16 protein-coding genes and 1 pseudogene are annotated in these 16,181 nt (G+C 67.1%); 11 read left to right on the top strand and 6 right to left on the bottom strand.

Annotated elements, in window-relative coordinates; genetic code table 11:
- Positions 1–11 precede the first annotated feature (11 nt).
- The 6 genes and pseudogenes from ACO05L_RS04980 to ACO05L_RS04955 all read left to right on the top strand — a co-directional run bounded on the left by ACO05L_RS04980 (position 12) and on the right by ACO05L_RS04955 (position 4,559).
- Positions 12–1,262: an aromatic ring-hydroxylating oxygenase subunit alpha gene (locus ACO05L_RS04980; protein WP_421731066.1), complete on the top strand. Its 1,251-nt coding sequence runs from the start codon at positions 12–14 to the stop codon at positions 1,260–1,262.
- A complete protein-coding gene (gene nirD, locus ACO05L_RS04975; protein WP_421731065.1) occupies positions 1,259–1,585 on the top strand; it encodes a nitrite reductase small subunit NirD in 327 nt (108 codons plus the stop codon). The genes ACO05L_RS04980 and nirD overlap by 4 nt, the downstream gene beginning before the upstream one ends.
- 2 nt (positions 1,586–1,587) lie before the next feature.
- On the top strand, positions 1,588–2,805 hold the full coding sequence (locus ACO05L_RS04970) for an NAD(P)/FAD-dependent oxidoreductase (protein WP_421731064.1): 1,218 nt from the start codon (positions 1,588–1,590) through the stop codon (positions 2,803–2,805).
- 3 nt (positions 2,806–2,808) lie between these two features.
- Positions 2,809–3,021: pseudogene (locus tag ACO05L_RS04965) on the top strand (GntR family transcriptional regulator); the annotation flags it as partial.
- 90 nt (positions 3,022–3,111) lie between these two features.
- A complete protein-coding gene (locus ACO05L_RS04960) occupies positions 3,112–3,606 on the top strand; it encodes a GntR family transcriptional regulator (RefSeq protein ID WP_421731063.1) in 495 nt (164 codons plus the stop codon).
- Between the two features lie 149 nt (positions 3,607–3,755).
- Positions 3,756–4,559, top strand: coding sequence for an IclR family transcriptional regulator (locus ACO05L_RS04955; protein ID WP_421731062.1), 804 nt, complete (start codon positions 3,756–3,758; stop codon positions 4,557–4,559).
- A gap of 71 nt (positions 4,560–4,630) precedes the next feature.
- On the opposite strand, the gene ACO05L_RS04950 is transcribed toward ACO05L_RS04955, so the two are convergent.
- Positions 4,631–5,401: an enoyl-CoA hydratase/isomerase family protein gene (locus ACO05L_RS04950; RefSeq protein ID WP_421731061.1), complete on the bottom strand. Its 771-nt coding sequence runs from the start codon at positions 5,399–5,401 to the stop codon at positions 4,631–4,633.
- A 189-nt stretch (positions 5,402–5,590) separates the two neighbouring features.
- On the opposite strand from ACO05L_RS04950, the gene ACO05L_RS04945 reads away from it, so the two are divergent.
- Genes ACO05L_RS04945 through ACO05L_RS04935 form a run of 3 tightly spaced genes read left to right on the top strand, consistent with a single transcriptional unit; the run spans position 5,591 to position 8,840 of the window.
- The gene (locus tag ACO05L_RS04945) at positions 5,591–6,691 is read left to right on the top strand and encodes an acyl-CoA dehydrogenase family protein (RefSeq protein ID WP_421731060.1); all 1,101 of its coding nucleotides are present in this window, start codon (positions 5,591–5,593) and stop codon (positions 6,689–6,691) included.
- The gene (locus ACO05L_RS04940; protein WP_421731059.1) at positions 6,688–7,665 is read left to right on the top strand and encodes an acyl-CoA dehydrogenase family protein; all 978 of its coding nucleotides are present in this window, start codon (positions 6,688–6,690) and stop codon (positions 7,663–7,665) included. The genes ACO05L_RS04945 and ACO05L_RS04940 overlap by 4 nt, the downstream gene beginning before the upstream one ends.
- Complete coding sequence (locus ACO05L_RS04935) at positions 7,662–8,840, top strand: acetyl-CoA C-acyltransferase (RefSeq protein ID WP_421731058.1); 1,179 nt, start codon at positions 7,662–7,664, stop codon at positions 8,838–8,840. Before ACO05L_RS04940 ends, ACO05L_RS04935 begins: the two co-directional genes overlap by 4 nt.
- A 67-nt stretch (positions 8,841–8,907) precedes the next feature.
- Here the strand turns inward: ACO05L_RS04935 and ACO05L_RS04930 are convergent, their stop codons facing one another.
- Genes ACO05L_RS04930 through ACO05L_RS04910 form a run of 5 tightly spaced genes read right to left on the bottom strand, consistent with a single transcriptional unit; the run spans position 8,908 to position 14,707 of the window.
- A complete protein-coding gene (locus ACO05L_RS04930) occupies positions 8,908–9,789 on the bottom strand; it encodes an SDR family NAD(P)-dependent oxidoreductase (RefSeq protein ID WP_421731057.1) in 882 nt (293 codons plus the stop codon).
- Complete coding sequence (locus ACO05L_RS04925; RefSeq protein ID WP_421731056.1) at positions 9,786–11,891, bottom strand: 3-hydroxyacyl-CoA dehydrogenase NAD-binding domain-containing protein; 2,106 nt, start codon at positions 11,889–11,891, stop codon at positions 9,786–9,788. The genes ACO05L_RS04930 and ACO05L_RS04925 overlap by 4 nt, the downstream gene beginning before the upstream one ends.
- A 19-nt stretch (positions 11,892–11,910) precedes the next feature.
- A complete protein-coding gene (locus tag ACO05L_RS04920; RefSeq protein WP_421731055.1) occupies positions 11,911–12,669 on the bottom strand; it encodes an SDR family NAD(P)-dependent oxidoreductase in 759 nt (252 codons plus the stop codon).
- Positions 12,669–13,457 carry an enoyl-CoA hydratase gene (locus ACO05L_RS04915; RefSeq protein ID WP_421731054.1) on the bottom strand — a complete coding sequence of 263 codons (789 nt, stop codon included), beginning with the start codon at positions 13,455–13,457 and terminating at the stop codon, positions 12,669–12,671. Before ACO05L_RS04915 ends, ACO05L_RS04920 begins: the two co-directional genes overlap by 1 nt.
- A gap of 23 nt (positions 13,458–13,480) precedes the next feature.
- A complete protein-coding gene (locus ACO05L_RS04910; protein WP_421731053.1) occupies positions 13,481–14,707 on the bottom strand; it encodes a CaiB/BaiF CoA transferase family protein in 1,227 nt (408 codons plus the stop codon).
- Between the two features lie 184 nt (positions 14,708–14,891).
- On the opposite strand from ACO05L_RS04910, the gene ACO05L_RS04905 reads away from it, so the two are divergent.
- Complete coding sequence (locus ACO05L_RS04905; RefSeq protein ID WP_421731052.1) at positions 14,892–15,698, top strand: crotonase/enoyl-CoA hydratase family protein; 807 nt, start codon at positions 14,892–14,894, stop codon at positions 15,696–15,698.
- Between the two features lies 1 nt (position 15,699).
- Positions 15,700–16,152: an acyl-CoA thioesterase gene (locus ACO05L_RS04900; RefSeq protein WP_421731051.1), complete on the top strand. Its 453-nt coding sequence runs from the start codon at positions 15,700–15,702 to the stop codon at positions 16,150–16,152.
- Positions 16,153–16,181 lie beyond the last annotated feature (29 nt).

Genomic DNA, 16,181 nt, shown 5'->3' with positions numbered 1-16,181 from the left:
CCCGAGCCCCCATGACCCAACCTGCCCCGACATCCGAATTCGCCGCCTGGCCCGAAGCCGGCCCCAGCCGCGTCCCAGCCTGGATCTATTCGGATCCTGATCTCTTCAAGAAGGAGATGGAGACCTTCCATCACGCCGACTGCTGGAGCTACGTCGGTCTTGAATGCGAAGTGCCCAATCCGGGCGACTTCCGCCGCAGCTTCGTCGGCCAGAAATCCGTCCTGATCACGCGCGACATGGACGGTCAGGTCAATGTTCTGGAGAACCGCTGCGCCCACCGCGGCGCACCTGTCTGCTGGAATCAACGCGGGCACGCCAAGGATTTGGTCTGCCCCTATCACCAGTGGGCCTACAGCCTGAAGGGCGACCTGGAGGGCATTCCCTTCATGCGGGGCACGCCGCGCCCCAACCCCGGCATGCCGAAGGATTTCGACAAGAGCCAGAATGGCATGAAGAAGCTGCGCACCCGCGTGCGCCACGGCGTGGTCTGGGCCACCTATTCCGAGACGGCGCCGGACTTCGAGACCTATGTCGGCGAGGGTGTGCTGAAATTCCTCGACCGCACCTTCCCGGGCCGCCCGCTGCGCCTGCTGGGTTATAGCCGCCAGCTGCTGCCGTCGAACTGGAAGCTCTATTTCGAGAACAGTCGCGACCCCTATCACGCGACCTTGCTGCATTCCTTCTTCACGACATTCGGCATCTATCGCGCCGACGCCAAGTTCAAGGTCACGCCGCATCCGAACGGTCACGAAGTGATCTACTCCCACTTCGACGCCGACGCCCGCAACGTGCGCTCGGACGTGACGGCGGAGATGAAGACCCTGAAGGAGGATTTCGTCCTCGAGGACATGTCGGTGGTCACCCCGACCGACGAGTTCAAGGACGGGCTGATCTCTTCGCTTCAGATCTTCCCCAGCATCTTCGTGCAGCAGCACGGCAACATCCTGGCCCTGCGCCACATCCTGCCCAAGGGGCCGACCGAGACGGAACTGGCCTGGACCTATTTCGGCTACGCGGACGACGACGAGGACATGCAGCGTCGGCGCCTGGCCCAAGGAAATCTGGTCGGACCTGCGGGCTTCGTCTCGCTGGATGACAGCGAGGTCCTGGCCCAGATGCAGCCGGTCGTCGATGCCTGCCCCGAGTCCGTCCAGGTTGTCGAGATGGGCGGGCGCGACAATCTGGAGCCCTCCGATACGGCCATCACCGAGAACCTGATCCGCGCCTTCTACGCCTTCTATCGCAAGGAAATGGGCCTGTGAGCGACCAAGCCGAACTGACGTGGGTCGAGGCGGCCAGGGTCGAGGACATGTCTCCGGACGAGGGCAAACTGGTCCGCCTGGGCGGCGCCGCCATCGCTCTGTTCAGCGTGGATGACGAGATCTACGCTCTGGACGACGCCTGCCCCCACTCGAAGACCGCCAGCCTGTCCCAAGGCTATGTCGAGGATGGGCTGGTGGAATGTCCGCTGCATCAGGCCTGTTTCGAGATCCGCACCGGCAAGGTCACCTCCCCTCCAGCTGAGACCGACGTGAAGACCTATCCGGTCAGAATCCAGGACGGCGCCATCCTGATCGGCCTCTAGGCATGTCCGCGCGCGGCTACGACATCCTGATCGTCGGCGGCGGCCAGGCCGCCCGGCGCGCGGCTGAGGGGGTCAAGAGCGTCTCGCCCGACCTGGCCGTCGGCATCCTCGGCGAAGAGATCCACCCTCCGTACGACCGCCCCCCCCTGTCGAAAGAGGCTCTGACCCAAGGGCTGGACGCCTGCGCCTTCCGCGCTCCGGACAGCTATGCCGAGGCTGGCATAGACCTGTTGCTGGGCCGGCGCGTCGCCTCCATCGACACGGCTCTGCGAAGGGTGCGAGTCGAGGATGGCCCCGACTATGGCTACGGGCGATTGATCCTGGCGACGGGGTCGCGGGTCAGGACCCTGCCGACCCGGCCGGAGGTGCGTGATCGGGTGACGACCCTGCGCACCCGCGACGACGCCATTCGGCTGTCCGCCGTCCTGACGCCCGGCGCCCGCATCGCCATCATCGGCGCCGGCTTCATTGGGCTGGAGGTCGCCTCATCCGCCCTGGCTATGGGCGCCCGTCCGATCGTCATAGAAGGCGCGCCGCGCATCCTGGGACGGGGCCTGCCGCAAGCTGTGGCAGAGCGCCTGCTCGACCTGCATCGCCAGGCAGGGGTGGATTTCCGTCTGAATACGCCGGTCAGCGACATCCGCCTGACCGCCGACAACGCTCTGGAGATCGACACCGTGTCGGGGGTGATCCTCGCCGATCATGTGGTCGTCGGCATCGGCGTTATCCCCAATGTCGAACTCGCGGTCGAAGCCGGGCTGGCGGTCAATGACGGGCTGATCGTGGACGAGGCCGGCGCCACTTCCATCGACGGGATTTTCGGCGCCGGCGAGGTTACGCGCCATCCCGTCGATGGTCATGAGGAGGCCCAGCGTCTGGAATCCTGGCAGGCGGCCGAGGTCCAGGCCGAAGCGGCAGGTCGGGCGGCCGCCGGCGCGCCCAGCCCGCAGAGAACGACGCCCTGGTTCTGGTCCGATCAGGCAGGCGTCAATGTCCAGGTCCTGGGTCGGATCGCGGAAACGCCCCTGATCGTGCGCGACCACGACGACGGATCCGCGGCCTTCTTCAGCCTGAACCGAGACGGGCGACTGAGCGGCATGGTCACCCTGGGACGCGGGGCCGACATCTCGGCTGGCCGTCGTCTGATGTCGCGCGCCGTCGCCCTGGACCCCGCCCAACTGGCCGATCCTGCGTTCGCCCTACGCCGGCTGTTGAGTTGACCGCTGAAGATCGGCAGGGTCGCGCGATGTCCGAAACGACCAAGGCCGAAGCGCGACGCGAGAGCGGGGCAAAATCTCCCCCCCCTCTACTACGCCGTCGAGACCGCTATTCGCGACCGCATCCGCGCTGCCGAGTTCCAGCCCGGCGATCCCCTGCCGACCGAGGAAGCCCTGTGCCAGGCCTATGGCGTCAGCCGGATCACAGTAAGACGGGCACTCGAGGCCCTGACCGCCCAAGGGCTGATCCTGCGCCGTCGCGGGGTCGGTTCGTTCGTCGCCGAGACTCGTCGGCCTGGCGTTCGCTCGGTGCGGCTGACTGGATCGCTGGACGAGTTCCTGGCCACCGCCGGCGCGCTGCATCTGGAGGTCCGCAGCCTGCAGAGTCTGGCCGCCAGCGTGCCTGTCGCCGCGGACCTGGGGGTCGAGGTCGGGGCCCCGGTCACCTGGCTCGAACTGGTCAGTTCGCTGCTCGAAGGGCCGGTCATCCACCTCGACATCTTCTTTCCCGACGCGGTGGGTCGCGAGATCAGTGAGGCCGACATTTCCGCCGGAGTGCCCGTGGCCCGCACCGTCGAACGCGTGACGGGCCTGCGGATCGTCAGCGCCCGCCAGGTGATCCAGCCTGCCCTGGCCGATGCGCGATCGGCCTCCGCACTCGGCATCGCCCCCGACACGCCGGTGCTCAGGCTGCGGCGGATCTATTTCACCGCCGAGAAACAGGCGCTGGAACTGGCGGTGCTGACCCTTCACCCCGACCGCTACGCCTACGAGATCGAGTTCACGGCCAACTGCGCGCCCTGATCCGGCCCATGCGGTCGACACTCCGTCGGAAAAGTGTGCCGTAACGCGAACCTAGTCGACATAGTGTCGACACTACTTGCATCCGGCGAGTTGTTATGACAACTTAATCCTCAGACCCCGACAATGTGGGCGTAAGGGAGATTTTCGGCATGGCGAAGGCACTGGATCCCAAGAAGATCAAATCCGCGCAGCGCGTTCTGGAAGTGCTCGAGTACTTCAACAAGGACCGGCAGGAGGGCACCGTCATGGACATCGCCCGGACCTTCAACTACCCGCAATCCAGCACCTCCGAACTGCTCGGATGCCTTGTGGCGCTTGGCTACCTGCGCCGCGACCTGCGGGCCCGGACCTACAAGCCCTCCGCCCGCGTCGCCGTCCTGGGCGCCTGGGTCCAGCCCGAGCTTTTCCGCCACGGCGAACTGCTGCCGATGATGGACGCCGTCGCCGACGAAACGGGTGCGACCGTCTTCATGGCCTCGCGCGTCGGCACCTCGGTCCAAGTCTTCCACGCGGTCCACGGCGGCGACGACGACACGGTCCAGCCGGGCGAAACCCTGCGCCTTCTGTCGACAGCTCCAGGCAAGGCGCTGCTGACCACCATGGACCGAGATCAGGTCCGCAAGCTGGTTCACCGCATCAACGCCGAGTCCGCCGATCACCTGCGGGTGCGGGCCGACGACCTGATCGCCGAGTTGGATCAGATCCGGGCCTGCGGCTATGCGGCGGACCTCGACGGGTCCGAGGCCATGATCACCGTACTGATCCCTCAGGTGGTCGGGGCCGAGCCCTTGGCGCTGACCCTGGTTTCCGCTTCTCCCCTCGATGAATCCCAGGTCGAGACCGTGGTCCAGCGCTTGCGCGCCGCCGTCACCCGTCACGTCGGACTGGTCGATGTGTCGCGCGCGCCGATGGCCCCTCGCCCGGTGCGGACCGACTACCACATGGCCAGCTGACTCCCCGAAACAACCCGTTGTTTCCTCCTGACTTGGGCCGCCTGGACATGATCCGGGCGGCCCCTTTTTTTTCAGTTGCCGACGAAGACGGGTTTGCGCTTTTCCTTGAACGAGGTCGTGCCCTCGCGGAAGTCGGCGGACTCGACCATCAGCGACTGGGTGGCGGCCTCGAAGTCGAGCGCCTGGTCGTAGCTCTGGCCCGGAGCGGCGCTGAACTGTCGCTTGGCCATGGACAGGGCCAGGGTCGGCGCGACGGCGAAGCTTGCGGCCAGTTCCTTGGCCCGCGCCAGAACCTCGCCAGCCGGCACGGCCTCCAGCGCCAAACCCAGTTCAGCGGCCTCCGCACCGCTGACGAACCGGCCCGAATACATGATCTCCCTGGCGCGCTGCGGCTGCAGATACTGGCCCAACAGCCAGGCCGCGCCGCCGTCCGGCGCCAAGCCGATGTGACGGAAGGCGAACTGGAACCGCGCGTCCTGCGCCGTCACCACCATGTCGCAAGCCAAGGCGAGCGCCCAGGACATGCCGATACAGACGCCCTCGACCGCGGCGATCACCGGCTTTTCGGTCTTGGCCAGGCCGCGCGCCATGCGGTGCAGGTGCCGCATCTTGAGCAGCGAGTTGCGCAGCCCGCCGCCGCCCATCTCGCCAACATCGGCCCCGGCGCTGAAATTGCCCTCGGCTCCGGTCAGGATGATGACGCGAACCTCATGGTCGTCCTGGGCCGTCTGGAAGGCGGCCTCAATCTCGGTCCGCATGGCCAGGGTGATGGCGTTCTTCCGCGCCGGCCTGTCGATCGTGATCGTGGCCACGCCGTTGTCGAGTTCGTATCGGATCGCCATCTGAAATCTCCTTGAATGTGGCTCAAGGGGTATCATCTTGGGCCGCGGGATTGACGCGTGCAGGGTTGGGCCGGGCGTCCATATCGTGGCTGCGATAGCGGCCCGCCATGCGTTGCAGCCCGGCCTGTGGCGCCCGATTGCAGAGGGGTGGGAACCTTTGACATCAGACCGTTCGAACCGCCCGGCGACGTGGCACAGCTACGCGCCGACATCCGGGCCTTCATCGCTGAACACGCGCCCAAGGCCGAAGACGCGGCATTGAGAGCCAACTGCTGGGCCGTGGGCGACGCCGCCTTCAGCCGCGCCCTGGGCCAGGCCGGATATATCGGCATGATCTGGCCCAGACAGTATGGCGGGCATGAGCGGCATCCGCTCGAACGTTATGTCGTGCTGGAGGAGCTGCTGGCCGCTGGCGCACCCGTCGGGATGCACTGGATCGCGGATCGCCAGACCGGCGCCCTGCTGCTGAGATACGGCACAGAGGAACAGCGCCAGCGCTTCCTGCCGCGCATGGCTGCCGGTGAACTCTACGCCTGTATCGGCATGAGCGAACCCAACTCCGGCTCGGACCTGGCGTCGGTGCGCGCCCGCGCCGTCCGCGAGGGCGATGGCTGGCGTATCTCCGGCCAGAAGACCTGGACGACAAACGCCCACAACGCCCAGCTGATGATCGCCCTGGTGCGCACCGAGGAAGGGTCCGAGCGCCAGAACGGTCTGACCCAGTTCCTGATCGAAATGGACCAGCCGGGCGTCGAGGTTCGGCCGATCATCGACCTGACCGGCGGGCACGACTTCAACGAGGTCTTCTTGGACGATGTCTATGTGCCCGACACCATGCGGGTCGGCGAGGCCGGGGCCGGCTGGAGCCAGGTCACGGCCGAACTGTCGCTCGAACGCTCGGGCCCCGAACGCTATCTGTCCAGCTATGCCCTGCTGACCGAGCTGGTGCGACTGGCGGGGTCGAATCCCGCGCCACGCCTGGCCGAGCTGATCGGCGAGATCACGGCGCGCCTAATGACGATCCGCCAGATGTCCATGTCGACGGCGGCCAAGCTGGCGGCCGGCGAGGACCCTGTATTGGAGGCCGCCGTGGTCAAGGATCTGGGCAATGGCTTCGAACAGTGGATGCCCCGCGCCGTGCAGGCTGTGGTCGACGCCGACCTGTCCGGCCGGGACGATTTCGCGCGGGTTCTTTCCGTCCTGCTTCAGGTCTCACCGTCCTTCTCGCTCAGAGGCGGGACGCGCGAAATCCTCAGAAGCATCATTGCACGGGGGCTGGGCCTGAGATGAGTGAAAGCCGGGATCTTCTGGTCGCGACCGCTGAAAAGCTGTTCGCGGCCCCCGACCTGACCTGGGCGCAGATAGCCGAGGCCGGATTCCCCCTGCTGCTCACGCCTGAAGCCGACGGCGGCTTCGGCGGTGATTTCGGCGACGCCTTCGCCGTGCTTCGCCTGGCCGGTTTCCATGCGGTCGCTCAGCCGCTGGCCGAGACCCTCACAGCCGCAGCCGCAGCCAACGCCGCAGGCCTGCCTGCCGTCAAGGCAATCGAGACCTTCGCTCTTAAGGTCGACGGCCGGATCGAAGACGGCCGGTTCAGCGGTCGGCTGGCCGGAGCGCCCTGGGGCGCGGCGGCGGACAGTCTGCTGTTCGCGCTGGACGGCGCCGTTTGGCGTATCGCCACCTCGGACGCCGAGGCCATTCACACGACCGCCAACCCCGCCGGCGAGCCCCGCTGCGAGATCGTCTTCGACCAGGCTCCGGTGCAACAGGGCGATGGGGTCGATCTGCTGGCCCTGGCCGCCTTCGCCCGCACGGCCCAGATGGCCGGAGCGCTTGACGCGGCGCTGGATCAATCGGTGGCCTATGCCAACGACCGGGTGCAGTTCGGCCGTCCCATCGGCAAGTTCCAAGCGGTGCAACAGTCGCTGGCCGTCTTCGCCGAGGAGGCTGCGGCGGTAAATGCTGCGGGCCAAGCTGCGGCGCGGGCGCTGGATCGAGGCGACTCCGGTCTGGAAATCGCCGCCGCCAAATTCATCGCCAACCGCGCTGCTGACGTGGGCGCAGCGACGGCCCATCAGGTCCATGGCGCGATCGGCTTCACGGCTGAATACCCGCTGCATCCCTTCACTCGACGGATGGTGTCGTGGCGCTCGGAATGCGGCTCCGACGCCTTCTGGGCCGAGCGGCTGGGCCGGCAGGCTGCCGCCATCGGCGCCGATGTTCTCTGGGCGACGCTCGCCCGCCGTTCGGATCCTGTTGCATGAACCGTCCCGTCATCGTCTCGACCGCGCGCACGCCCGTCGGCAAGGCCTTTCGCGGCGCGCTGAACGACACGCATGGCTCGGCCCTGGGCGGCCACGCGGTGGCCCAGGCCATCGTCCGCGCCGGGATCGAGGGCGCGGAGGTCGAGGACGTGATCCTGGGCTGCGCCACGCCCGAGGGCGCGACCGGCAACAATATCGCGCGCCAGTCGGCCTTCCGCGCCGGCCTGCCCGACAGCGTGTCTGGCATGGCGCTGGACCGGAAATGCTCGTCCGGTTTGCAGGCCATCGCCCTGGCCGCCCAGAGGATACTGGCCGGAGAGGCCGAGATCTTCGTCGCCGGAGGGGTAGAATCCATCTCCCTGACGCAGCCGACTATGAACATGGCCGGCCGTCAGGACGACTGGATCAAACAGAACCGCGCAGGCCTTTACTGGCCTATGATCCGCACCGGAGACGAGGTCGCCTCACGCTATGGCGTCACACGCGAGGCCCAGGACGCCTACGCCCTGCAAAGCCAGCAGCGTTATGCGGTCGCGCGCGCCGCGGGCCGGTTCGACGCCGAGTTGTCACCGCTGACAGCGACCAAGGTCCTGCGCGACAAGACCGGACAGGTGCTGGGTCACGAAACGGTCGAACTGGCCGCCGACGAGGGCGCACGGCCCGAGACCACGCTCGATGGCCTGTCCAGCCTGAAGCCCGTAGCCGAGGGCGGCTTCGTCACGGCCGGTAACGCCAGCCAGTTGTCGGACGGGGCCAGCGCCTGCGTGATCATGTCCGAGCAGGAAGCGGCTCGCCGCGACCTGTCCCCGCTCGGAGCCTTCGTTGGTTTCGCCGTTGCCGGATGCGCGCCCGAGGAGATGGGCATCGGCCCGGTGCTGGCCGTGCCCAAGCTTCTGGCCCGCCACGGCCTGACGGTTCATGACATCGACCTGTGGGAACTGAACGAGGCCTTCGCCTCGCAGGTGATCTATTGCCGCGATCGGCTCGAGATCGACAATGACCGGCTGAACGTGTCGGGCGGCGCCATCGTCATCGGCCATCCCTACGGCATGTCCGGCGCGCGTATGACGGGCCACCTGCTGATCGAAGGCAAGCGTCGTGGCGCGAAATACGGCGTCGTCACCATGTGCATCGGCGGGGGCATGGGCGCGGCCGGTCTGTTCGAGATATTCTAGGCGCCTTCGACAGGGTGGTTCAGGGTGACGCCGGAGGCCTGTTGGGAACGGCCGATCCCTCCGGTGATCAGTCCAACGGATAGCCGGCGAAGACTTTGGCGTAGGCAGCCTGGTGATCGCGTTGGCTGTCCAGACGCACGCCATCTTCGATCTTGCCCGCGCCGGAAAGACCATCTCGGACCCCCTCGGGCGTCAGGTCGTGCAGCACCAGGCCCTGGCTTTCCATCAAGCCGATGCGGCTGAACCGCCCGCCGCCCGCGCTCAGGATCTCGCCGGTCAAATCGCACTCCGACGACGCCAGATAGGCGACCACCGGGGCCACCATCTCCGGGCGAAGATTGGCCTTCATCCAGTCCCTGAACGTCGGATCCGGGTGGCGCTCCAGCATGCTGGTATAGGCCGAGGGCATGACCGCATTCACCCGAAGGCCTGACTGCAGTCCCGCCGTTGCAGCCTCCTTGGTCAGGCCGATCAGGCCCGCCTTTGACACGGCGTAGGGACCGCTGACACCCGACCCCAGGGCGGCGCTGGAACATAGGTTGACGATCCGCCCGGCGCCCGTCTCGGTGAGGTGCGGCCACGCCGCCCGGCACAGGGCATAGGGACCGGACAGGTTGATCCGCATGACGCGTTCAATGGCTGCGTCCTCGCCGCCGTCGAAGGCTCCGGGCGCCACGACCCCAGCGTTGTTGACCAGGATATCCAGCCGACCGAAGGCCGCCATAGCCACCGCCACGATGGCTCGCGCCGCCTCAGGCGTGCCGACTGGCGCGCTGTTGGCGATGGCCTCTGGCCCCAGCGCCTCGGCGGTTTTGGCAGCGAGGCCACCGTCAGCATCGTTGATCAGGACCCTCGCCCCTCGCTCGACGAGCAGTTCCGCGATGGCCCGGCCGATGCCCGAGGCCGCGCCCGTGACGATGGCCGCCCGCCCGTCGAAGCGCAGGGTCACCCCTTCGCGCTCTCGATGAACTCACCGGCATCGGCGAAGCCCTTGCCTGCGGCGACGAGTTTCCTCAGCAGATCACAGGGCGCCCAGCGCGGGCCGTTCTTGGCGGCCATCTGCTCGGCCCGAGCCAAGACCCGGTCCAGTCCCGCAGCCTCACCCCAGAACATCGGCCCGCCGCGATATGAGGGGAAGCCGTAGCCATTGACCCAGACCACATCGATGTCGCCAGCACGCATGGCGACGCCTTCTTCAAGCTCGCGCGCGCCCTCGTTGACCAAGGGCATGAAGAGGCGGTCGCGGACCTCGTCATCCGACAGATCACGGCGCACGCAGCCCAGCGCGGCGGCCTGTCGCTCGATGATAGCCTTGGCCTCAGGGTCCGGTTTCCGCTCGCGGCCTTCGTAGCGATAGAAGCCCAGACCGTTCTTCTGGCCCAACCGTCCAGCTTCCAGCAGGCGCTCGACCATCTCGGGCATGCGCTCGCCGGGCGGCAGGGTGGCGCGGCGCGCGTCCCTGCCCTTCACGCTCAGCTCGAAGCCGATCAGGTCGCGCATCGCCAGCGGTCCCATCGGCATGCCAAAGGCCTCGGCCACCCGGTCGACCTGCTCTGGCGTGGCGCCGTCCTCCAGCAGGAACTCGGCCTCCATCGAATAGTAGTTGAGCATCCGGTTGCCGATGAACCCGTCGCAGTTGCCGGCCAGGGCCACGACTTTGCTCAGCCGCTTGCCCAGATCCATGACCGTCGCCAGGGTTTCAGGAGAGCTTTTGGCGCCCCTGACATTCTCCAGCAGCTTCATGACATTGGCCGGGCTGAAGAAGTGAGCACCGACGACCTTGTCAGGCCGCCCGGTCGCCGCCGCGATCTCGTCGATATCCAGAGCCGACGTATTGGTGGCGAGAATGGCGTGGGCTGGGGCCGCCGAATCCAGCTGTTTGAAGATGGCGGTCTTGATCGCCATGTCCTCGAACACCGCCTCGATGGCGAAGTCGATCTCGCTAAAGTCGGCGTAATCGGTCGTGGTGCGGATCAGCGCCAGGGCGCGATCCCGGGCCTCGGGGCGCATAGAGCCCCGGCCGACGCTGATCTCATAGTTGTCGCGGATCTTGGCCAGACCCCGGTCGACGGCCTCCTGGCTGACGTCCAGCAGGGTGACTGGCAGGCCGGCATTGGCGAACACCATGGCGATGCCGCCGCCCATCAGGCCGGCGCCGACCACCCCGACCGAGCGGATCGGCAGGGGCTGAATGTCCTTGGACAGGCCCGGGATCTTGCGCGCCTGCCGTTCGGCGAAGAAGTAATGTTTCAAGGCCCGATGCTGTTCGCCCGAGACCAGCTCCATGAAGGCCTCGCCCTCGGCGGCCAGAGCGTCCTGGGCCGGTAGGGTGCAGGTGCGCTCGACGCAGTCGATGATGCGGAAGGGCGCCAGTTGTCCGCGCGCCTTGCGGGCAATGCCCTTGCGATAGGCCTCGAACAGGGCGGCGTCGGTCCCCGAGAGCCGGTCGTCGCGCGCGATGACGGGTGCGGGCAGCGGACCTTCGGACAGAGCCAGGGCATGGGCGATGGCCCCTTCGCGCAGAACCGGGACCACCGCCTCGACGATACCCAACCCCAGGGCCTTGGCCGCATTGATCGGCTGGCCGCCGGTCATGATGTCCAGGGCGGCGGTCGGTCCGATAAGACGCGGCAGCCGCACCGTTCCTCCGGCGCCGGGCAGCAGTCCCAGCTTGACCTCGGGCAGCCCGATCCGGGCGGAACTGTCCGCGACCCGCGCATGACAGGCCAGGGCGATCTCCAGCCCTCCCCCCAAAGCATTGCCCGCCAGGGCCGCGACCACCGGCTTGGACAGGCTCTCCAGCCGTTCCTGCAGGGCGCGCAGGCTCGGCCCCTGCTTGTGTTTGGGCGTTCCGAACTCGCTGATGTCGGCGCCGGCGATGAAGCCGTTGTTCCCGATCAGGACGACACCCCGAACGGCGGCGTCCTGGTCCACCGCATCCAGCGCGGCCATCAGACCCGTGCGGACCGCCAGGCTGAGCGCATTGACCGGCGGCGAGTCGATCGTGATGACGGCGACGCCGCCGTCGATCTGGACAGAAATCGGGTCCATCGGAGACTTCCTTGCAAGACTAGAGAGATTGGCCTTCGTCGACCGAGAAGACGCCGCCGGTCACGGATTCCGAAGCGTCGGACGCCAGGAACAGCACCAGGCCGTCCAGATCGGCGGGCTGCATGACCCGACGACGAGGGAAGGATTTGACCAGCTTCTGGCCCGGCTCGGACGCGAGCCATTCGCCGTTCAATTCGGTTTCGATCCAGCCGGGGCAGATGGTGTTGACGTTGACGCCCCAGCGCGCCCACTCACGCGCCAACCCCTTGCCCATCATGCCGACGGCGGCCTTGGACATGGAATAGGCGGTCAAGCCGACCAGGGGTTTCAGCGTGCCGACCGACCCAACCAGAATAATCCGGCCTTTGGACGGTTCCGGCGAGGCGATCAGCCTGCGCGCCGCCTCGCGCGCCGTCAGATAGACGCCCTGTACATTGACGCGAAGCAGCTGCGCCAGAGCGTCCGCGTCCAGATCAACGGCGGCGCCCTGGGCATTCAGCCCGGCATTGGCCAGGACCACGTCGACCGTTCCGAACGCGGCCTCGGCGGCGTCGAAGGCCGCCATGATCGAAGCTTCGTCCTCCACATCCATGCGCACGGGTTCAATTCGCCCACCCTCGGCCCGCACCTCGGCAGCCAGGGCTTCCAGCTGATCGAGGCGCCGGGCGCCGGCGACCACATTGGCCCCGGCGGCAGCCAGACGCCTGGCCAGATGCCGCCCCAGACCGGACGACGCCCCCGTAACGAGGGCGGTCCGGCCCTTCAGTTCCTGGCTCATCAGACGCCCCGGAAGACCGGCTTGCGCTTCTCGGCGAAGGCGCGGATGCCTTCCTTGTAGTCGGCCGAGGCGTAGCAGGTCTGGAACATCTCTTCGCACTTGACCAGGTCGCGGTCAGCCGGGTCCTTGAGGATATTGGCCAGGGTGAACTTGACCTGTTCGCCCGTCAGGGGCGCGCCGCCGGCGATGTTGGCGGCGGTCTTCTTGATGAAGGCGTCGAACTCTTCGCCCTCGGCCACGACGCGACCGACCAGGCCCTTGGCGTAGGCTTCATCCGCCGTGAACTGGAGGCCGCCCAGGAGCATATCCTTGGACGCCGGAACGCCGATGATGTCGACTAGGCGCGACAGGCTCTTGTAGCGGTAGCCGATGCCGTAGCGCATGGCGGGCTGGCCGAACTTGGACTTGGACGAGCAGTACCGCAGGTCGCAGGACACCGCGACCGAGATGCCGCCGCCGATGCACCAGCCGTCAATGGCGGCGATCGTCACCTTCTTGGAGGCATAGATGGCGGTCAGGCCGCGCTCGCCGGTCTGCGCATAGTGCTCCTGGGCGTTCTCGCCCATGCGCTCTTCCTCGTATTTGGACACGTCGGCGCCAGCGATGAAGGAGACGCCGCCCGCGCCCGAGATGACGATGACGCGGATTTCCGGGTCGGATTCGAAGTCGGCCATGATGGTCGACATCCCCTCCCACATCTCCAGCGAGATGGCGTTCAGCTTATCGGGGTTGTTGAAGATCATGTGGCCGATGGCGCCGTCTTTGCGGCTGAGGATCTTGTCGGTCATGGGAGGTTCCTTGTGATGAGGGATCAGACCGCTTTCACGGCGTGGAGGTGGACCTGCTGGGCGGCGTCGAAGCCGATCTCATTCAGGATGTCGGCGGTGTGCTGGCCCAGCAGCGGAGGAGCGGCATAGTCGCCGATGGGCGAGCGGGACAGGCGGATGGGATTGGCCAGAATGTCGAGCGGCCCGGTCGCGTGATCGACTTGCCGCTGCATCTGACGATGCACGATCTGAGGTTCGGCCAGGGCCTCGGCAAAGGTGTTGACCGGCCCCGAAGGCACGTCGTTGGCGTCCAGAAGGGCCAGCCAGTGATCCGCCGTTTCCCGGGCGAAGACCGTATCCAGGACCTGGCTCAGCACCTTGCGGTTCTCGATCCGTTTGGAAGTCGAGGCGAACCGGGGATCGGTCGGCAGCTCGGGTCGCTGGATCGCGCTGCACAGGGCGGCGAACTGGTGCTCGGCCCCGGCGACGATGAAGATCTGTCGATCGCGACACTGGAAGGCCTGGGATGGAACGCCCCCGAACCCGCCGTTGCCGCGCCGCTCCGGGATCTCGCCGGACACCAGATAGCTCATGGCGAAATGGCTGAGCGAGGCCACACCGCAGTCCAGCAGCGAAAGATCGATATACTGGCCCTCGCCCGTTCCCCGCGCGTCGCGTTCGTACAGCGCCGCCTGAATCGCGTTGGCGGCATAGAGGCTGGTCAGGATGTCGATGATCGAGATGCCGACCTTCATCGGCCCGCCGCCGGGCTCGGAATCGGGATGGCCCGATACGTTCATGAACCCCGACAAAGCCTGAAAGACCCCGTCGTAGCCCGGCTTGGCGGCCATGGGGCCGTCCTGGCCGTAGCCCGTGATCGAGCAATAGACGAGGCGCGGATTGACGGCCTTCAGGCTCTCGTAATCCAGGCCGTAGCGCGCCAGCCCGCCGGTCTTGAAATTCTCGATCACCACGTCGGACTGGGCGGCCAGGCGACGGATGATCTCCTGCCCGTCGGGGTGGCCCATATCCACGGTGATGGAGCGCTTGTTGCGATTGCAGGCGAGATAGAAGGCAGAATCCGTGGTCGGCGTATCGTCTGCGTCATGCCGGAAAGGCGGCCCGTAGCCGCGGGATTCATCGCCCTTGCCGGGGCGTTCGACCTTGATGACATCCGCACCGAGATCGCCCAGCAGTTGGGCGGCGAGGGGCGCGGCCAGGACGCGGCTGAGGTCCAGAACCTTGACCCCTGAAAGCACTGTCGATGGCATGGCTTTCCTCTCGCACCCGAAAACAGACGCATCGGATCGGCCGCGACGGGCCGCGTGGCAAGGCGAACGACGCCTGCACGCCCGCCTTATCGTAGGGCCGATATGTCCCCCCTGAATCCGCCTCCACGCTTGAGGCGGCGCGGCCGATGGGCGTTTGTGCACGCTCCCCGCACGGAGATTCCAGGTGAGCGAACCCTTTGTCCTCTACGAACGTCGCGGTCGCATCGCGATCGTGACGATGAACCGACCGGACACCCGCAACGCCATCCTCTCGTTCGAGGACTGCGAGGCCCTGGTCGACGCCCTGCGAGGCGCGGAGGCAGATCCGGAAGTGTCCGTCCTCATCCTGACCGGTTCGGGAAGCGCCTTCTCGGCCGGCGGCGATCTGCGCGGGATGCGTGACCGGAACGGCATCGGCCCCCTGGCCACCCCGGCCGACACCCGCGCCAACTATCGCCGGGGGGTCCAGAAGATTCCCCTGGCCCTCGCCGATCTGGAGATCGCCACCATCGCGGCCGTGAACGGACATGCGATCGGTCTGGGCTGCGATCTGGCCGCGCTCTGCGACATGCGGGTGGCGTCCGAGAAGGCCAAGTTCGCGGCCAGTTTCGTCAAGGTCGGTATCGTGCCCGGCGACGGCGGCGCCTGGGTCCTGCCTCGCGCCGTGGGACCGTCCCGCGCAGCGGAGATGATCCTGACCGGCGACGCCTATACCGCCCAGGAAGCGCTCGCCATGGGCCTGGTCAACCGGCTGGCGGCCCCGGAAGATGTCCTGACCGAGGCCTTGGCCCTGGCCGAACGGGTCGCGGCCAATCCGCCGCGTTCGGTGCGCCTGGCCAAGCGTCTGCTGCGCGAAGCCCAGCACTCGCGACTGGCCGATGTGCTGGAACTGTCCGCCGCCTTCCAGGCCCTGTCGCACGAGACGGCCGACCACCGCGAAGCGCTGGACGCCTTCTTCGAGAGCCGCCCGCCGGTCTTTACCGGAGCCTGAGATGTCGGACTTGAAAGCCCTGCGGCGCGGCGACTTCGGTTTCGGCGTCACCATCCCGACGCGTTGGGCCGACGCCGATGCCTACGGCCACGTCAACAACGTCGTCTATTATAGCTGGTTCGACACGGCCGTGACCAAGATGCTCTATGAGCGCGGCGTGCTCAGTCTGCATGGCGACGGGCCGATCGGCCTGTGCGTCCAGAGCGCCTGCGATTATTTCGCGCCGGTGGAATTCCCCCACGACATCGAGGGCCGCGTCCGGCTGTCCCGTATCGGGGACAAGAGCCTGACCTATCAGGTCGCGGTCTTTCTGGCGGGACGCGACGAACCGGCCGCAGCCGGGCATTTCGTCCACGTCTTCGTCGACCGCAAGACTCGGCGGCCCACCCCCCTGACCACAGCCTCGCGCGCGGCGCTCGCCGACCTCGCCGTCGACGTATCGCACACGCGCTAAGCGGGCCGCGTGGCTTGAGGCCGCCGCTG

It is taken from the genome of Brevundimonas sp., from assembly GCF_965227765.1.
Classification (GTDB): Bacteria; Pseudomonadota; Alphaproteobacteria; order Caulobacterales; family Caulobacteraceae; genus Brevundimonas.
This window is presented reverse-complemented; position numbering and strand designations above follow the sequence as displayed.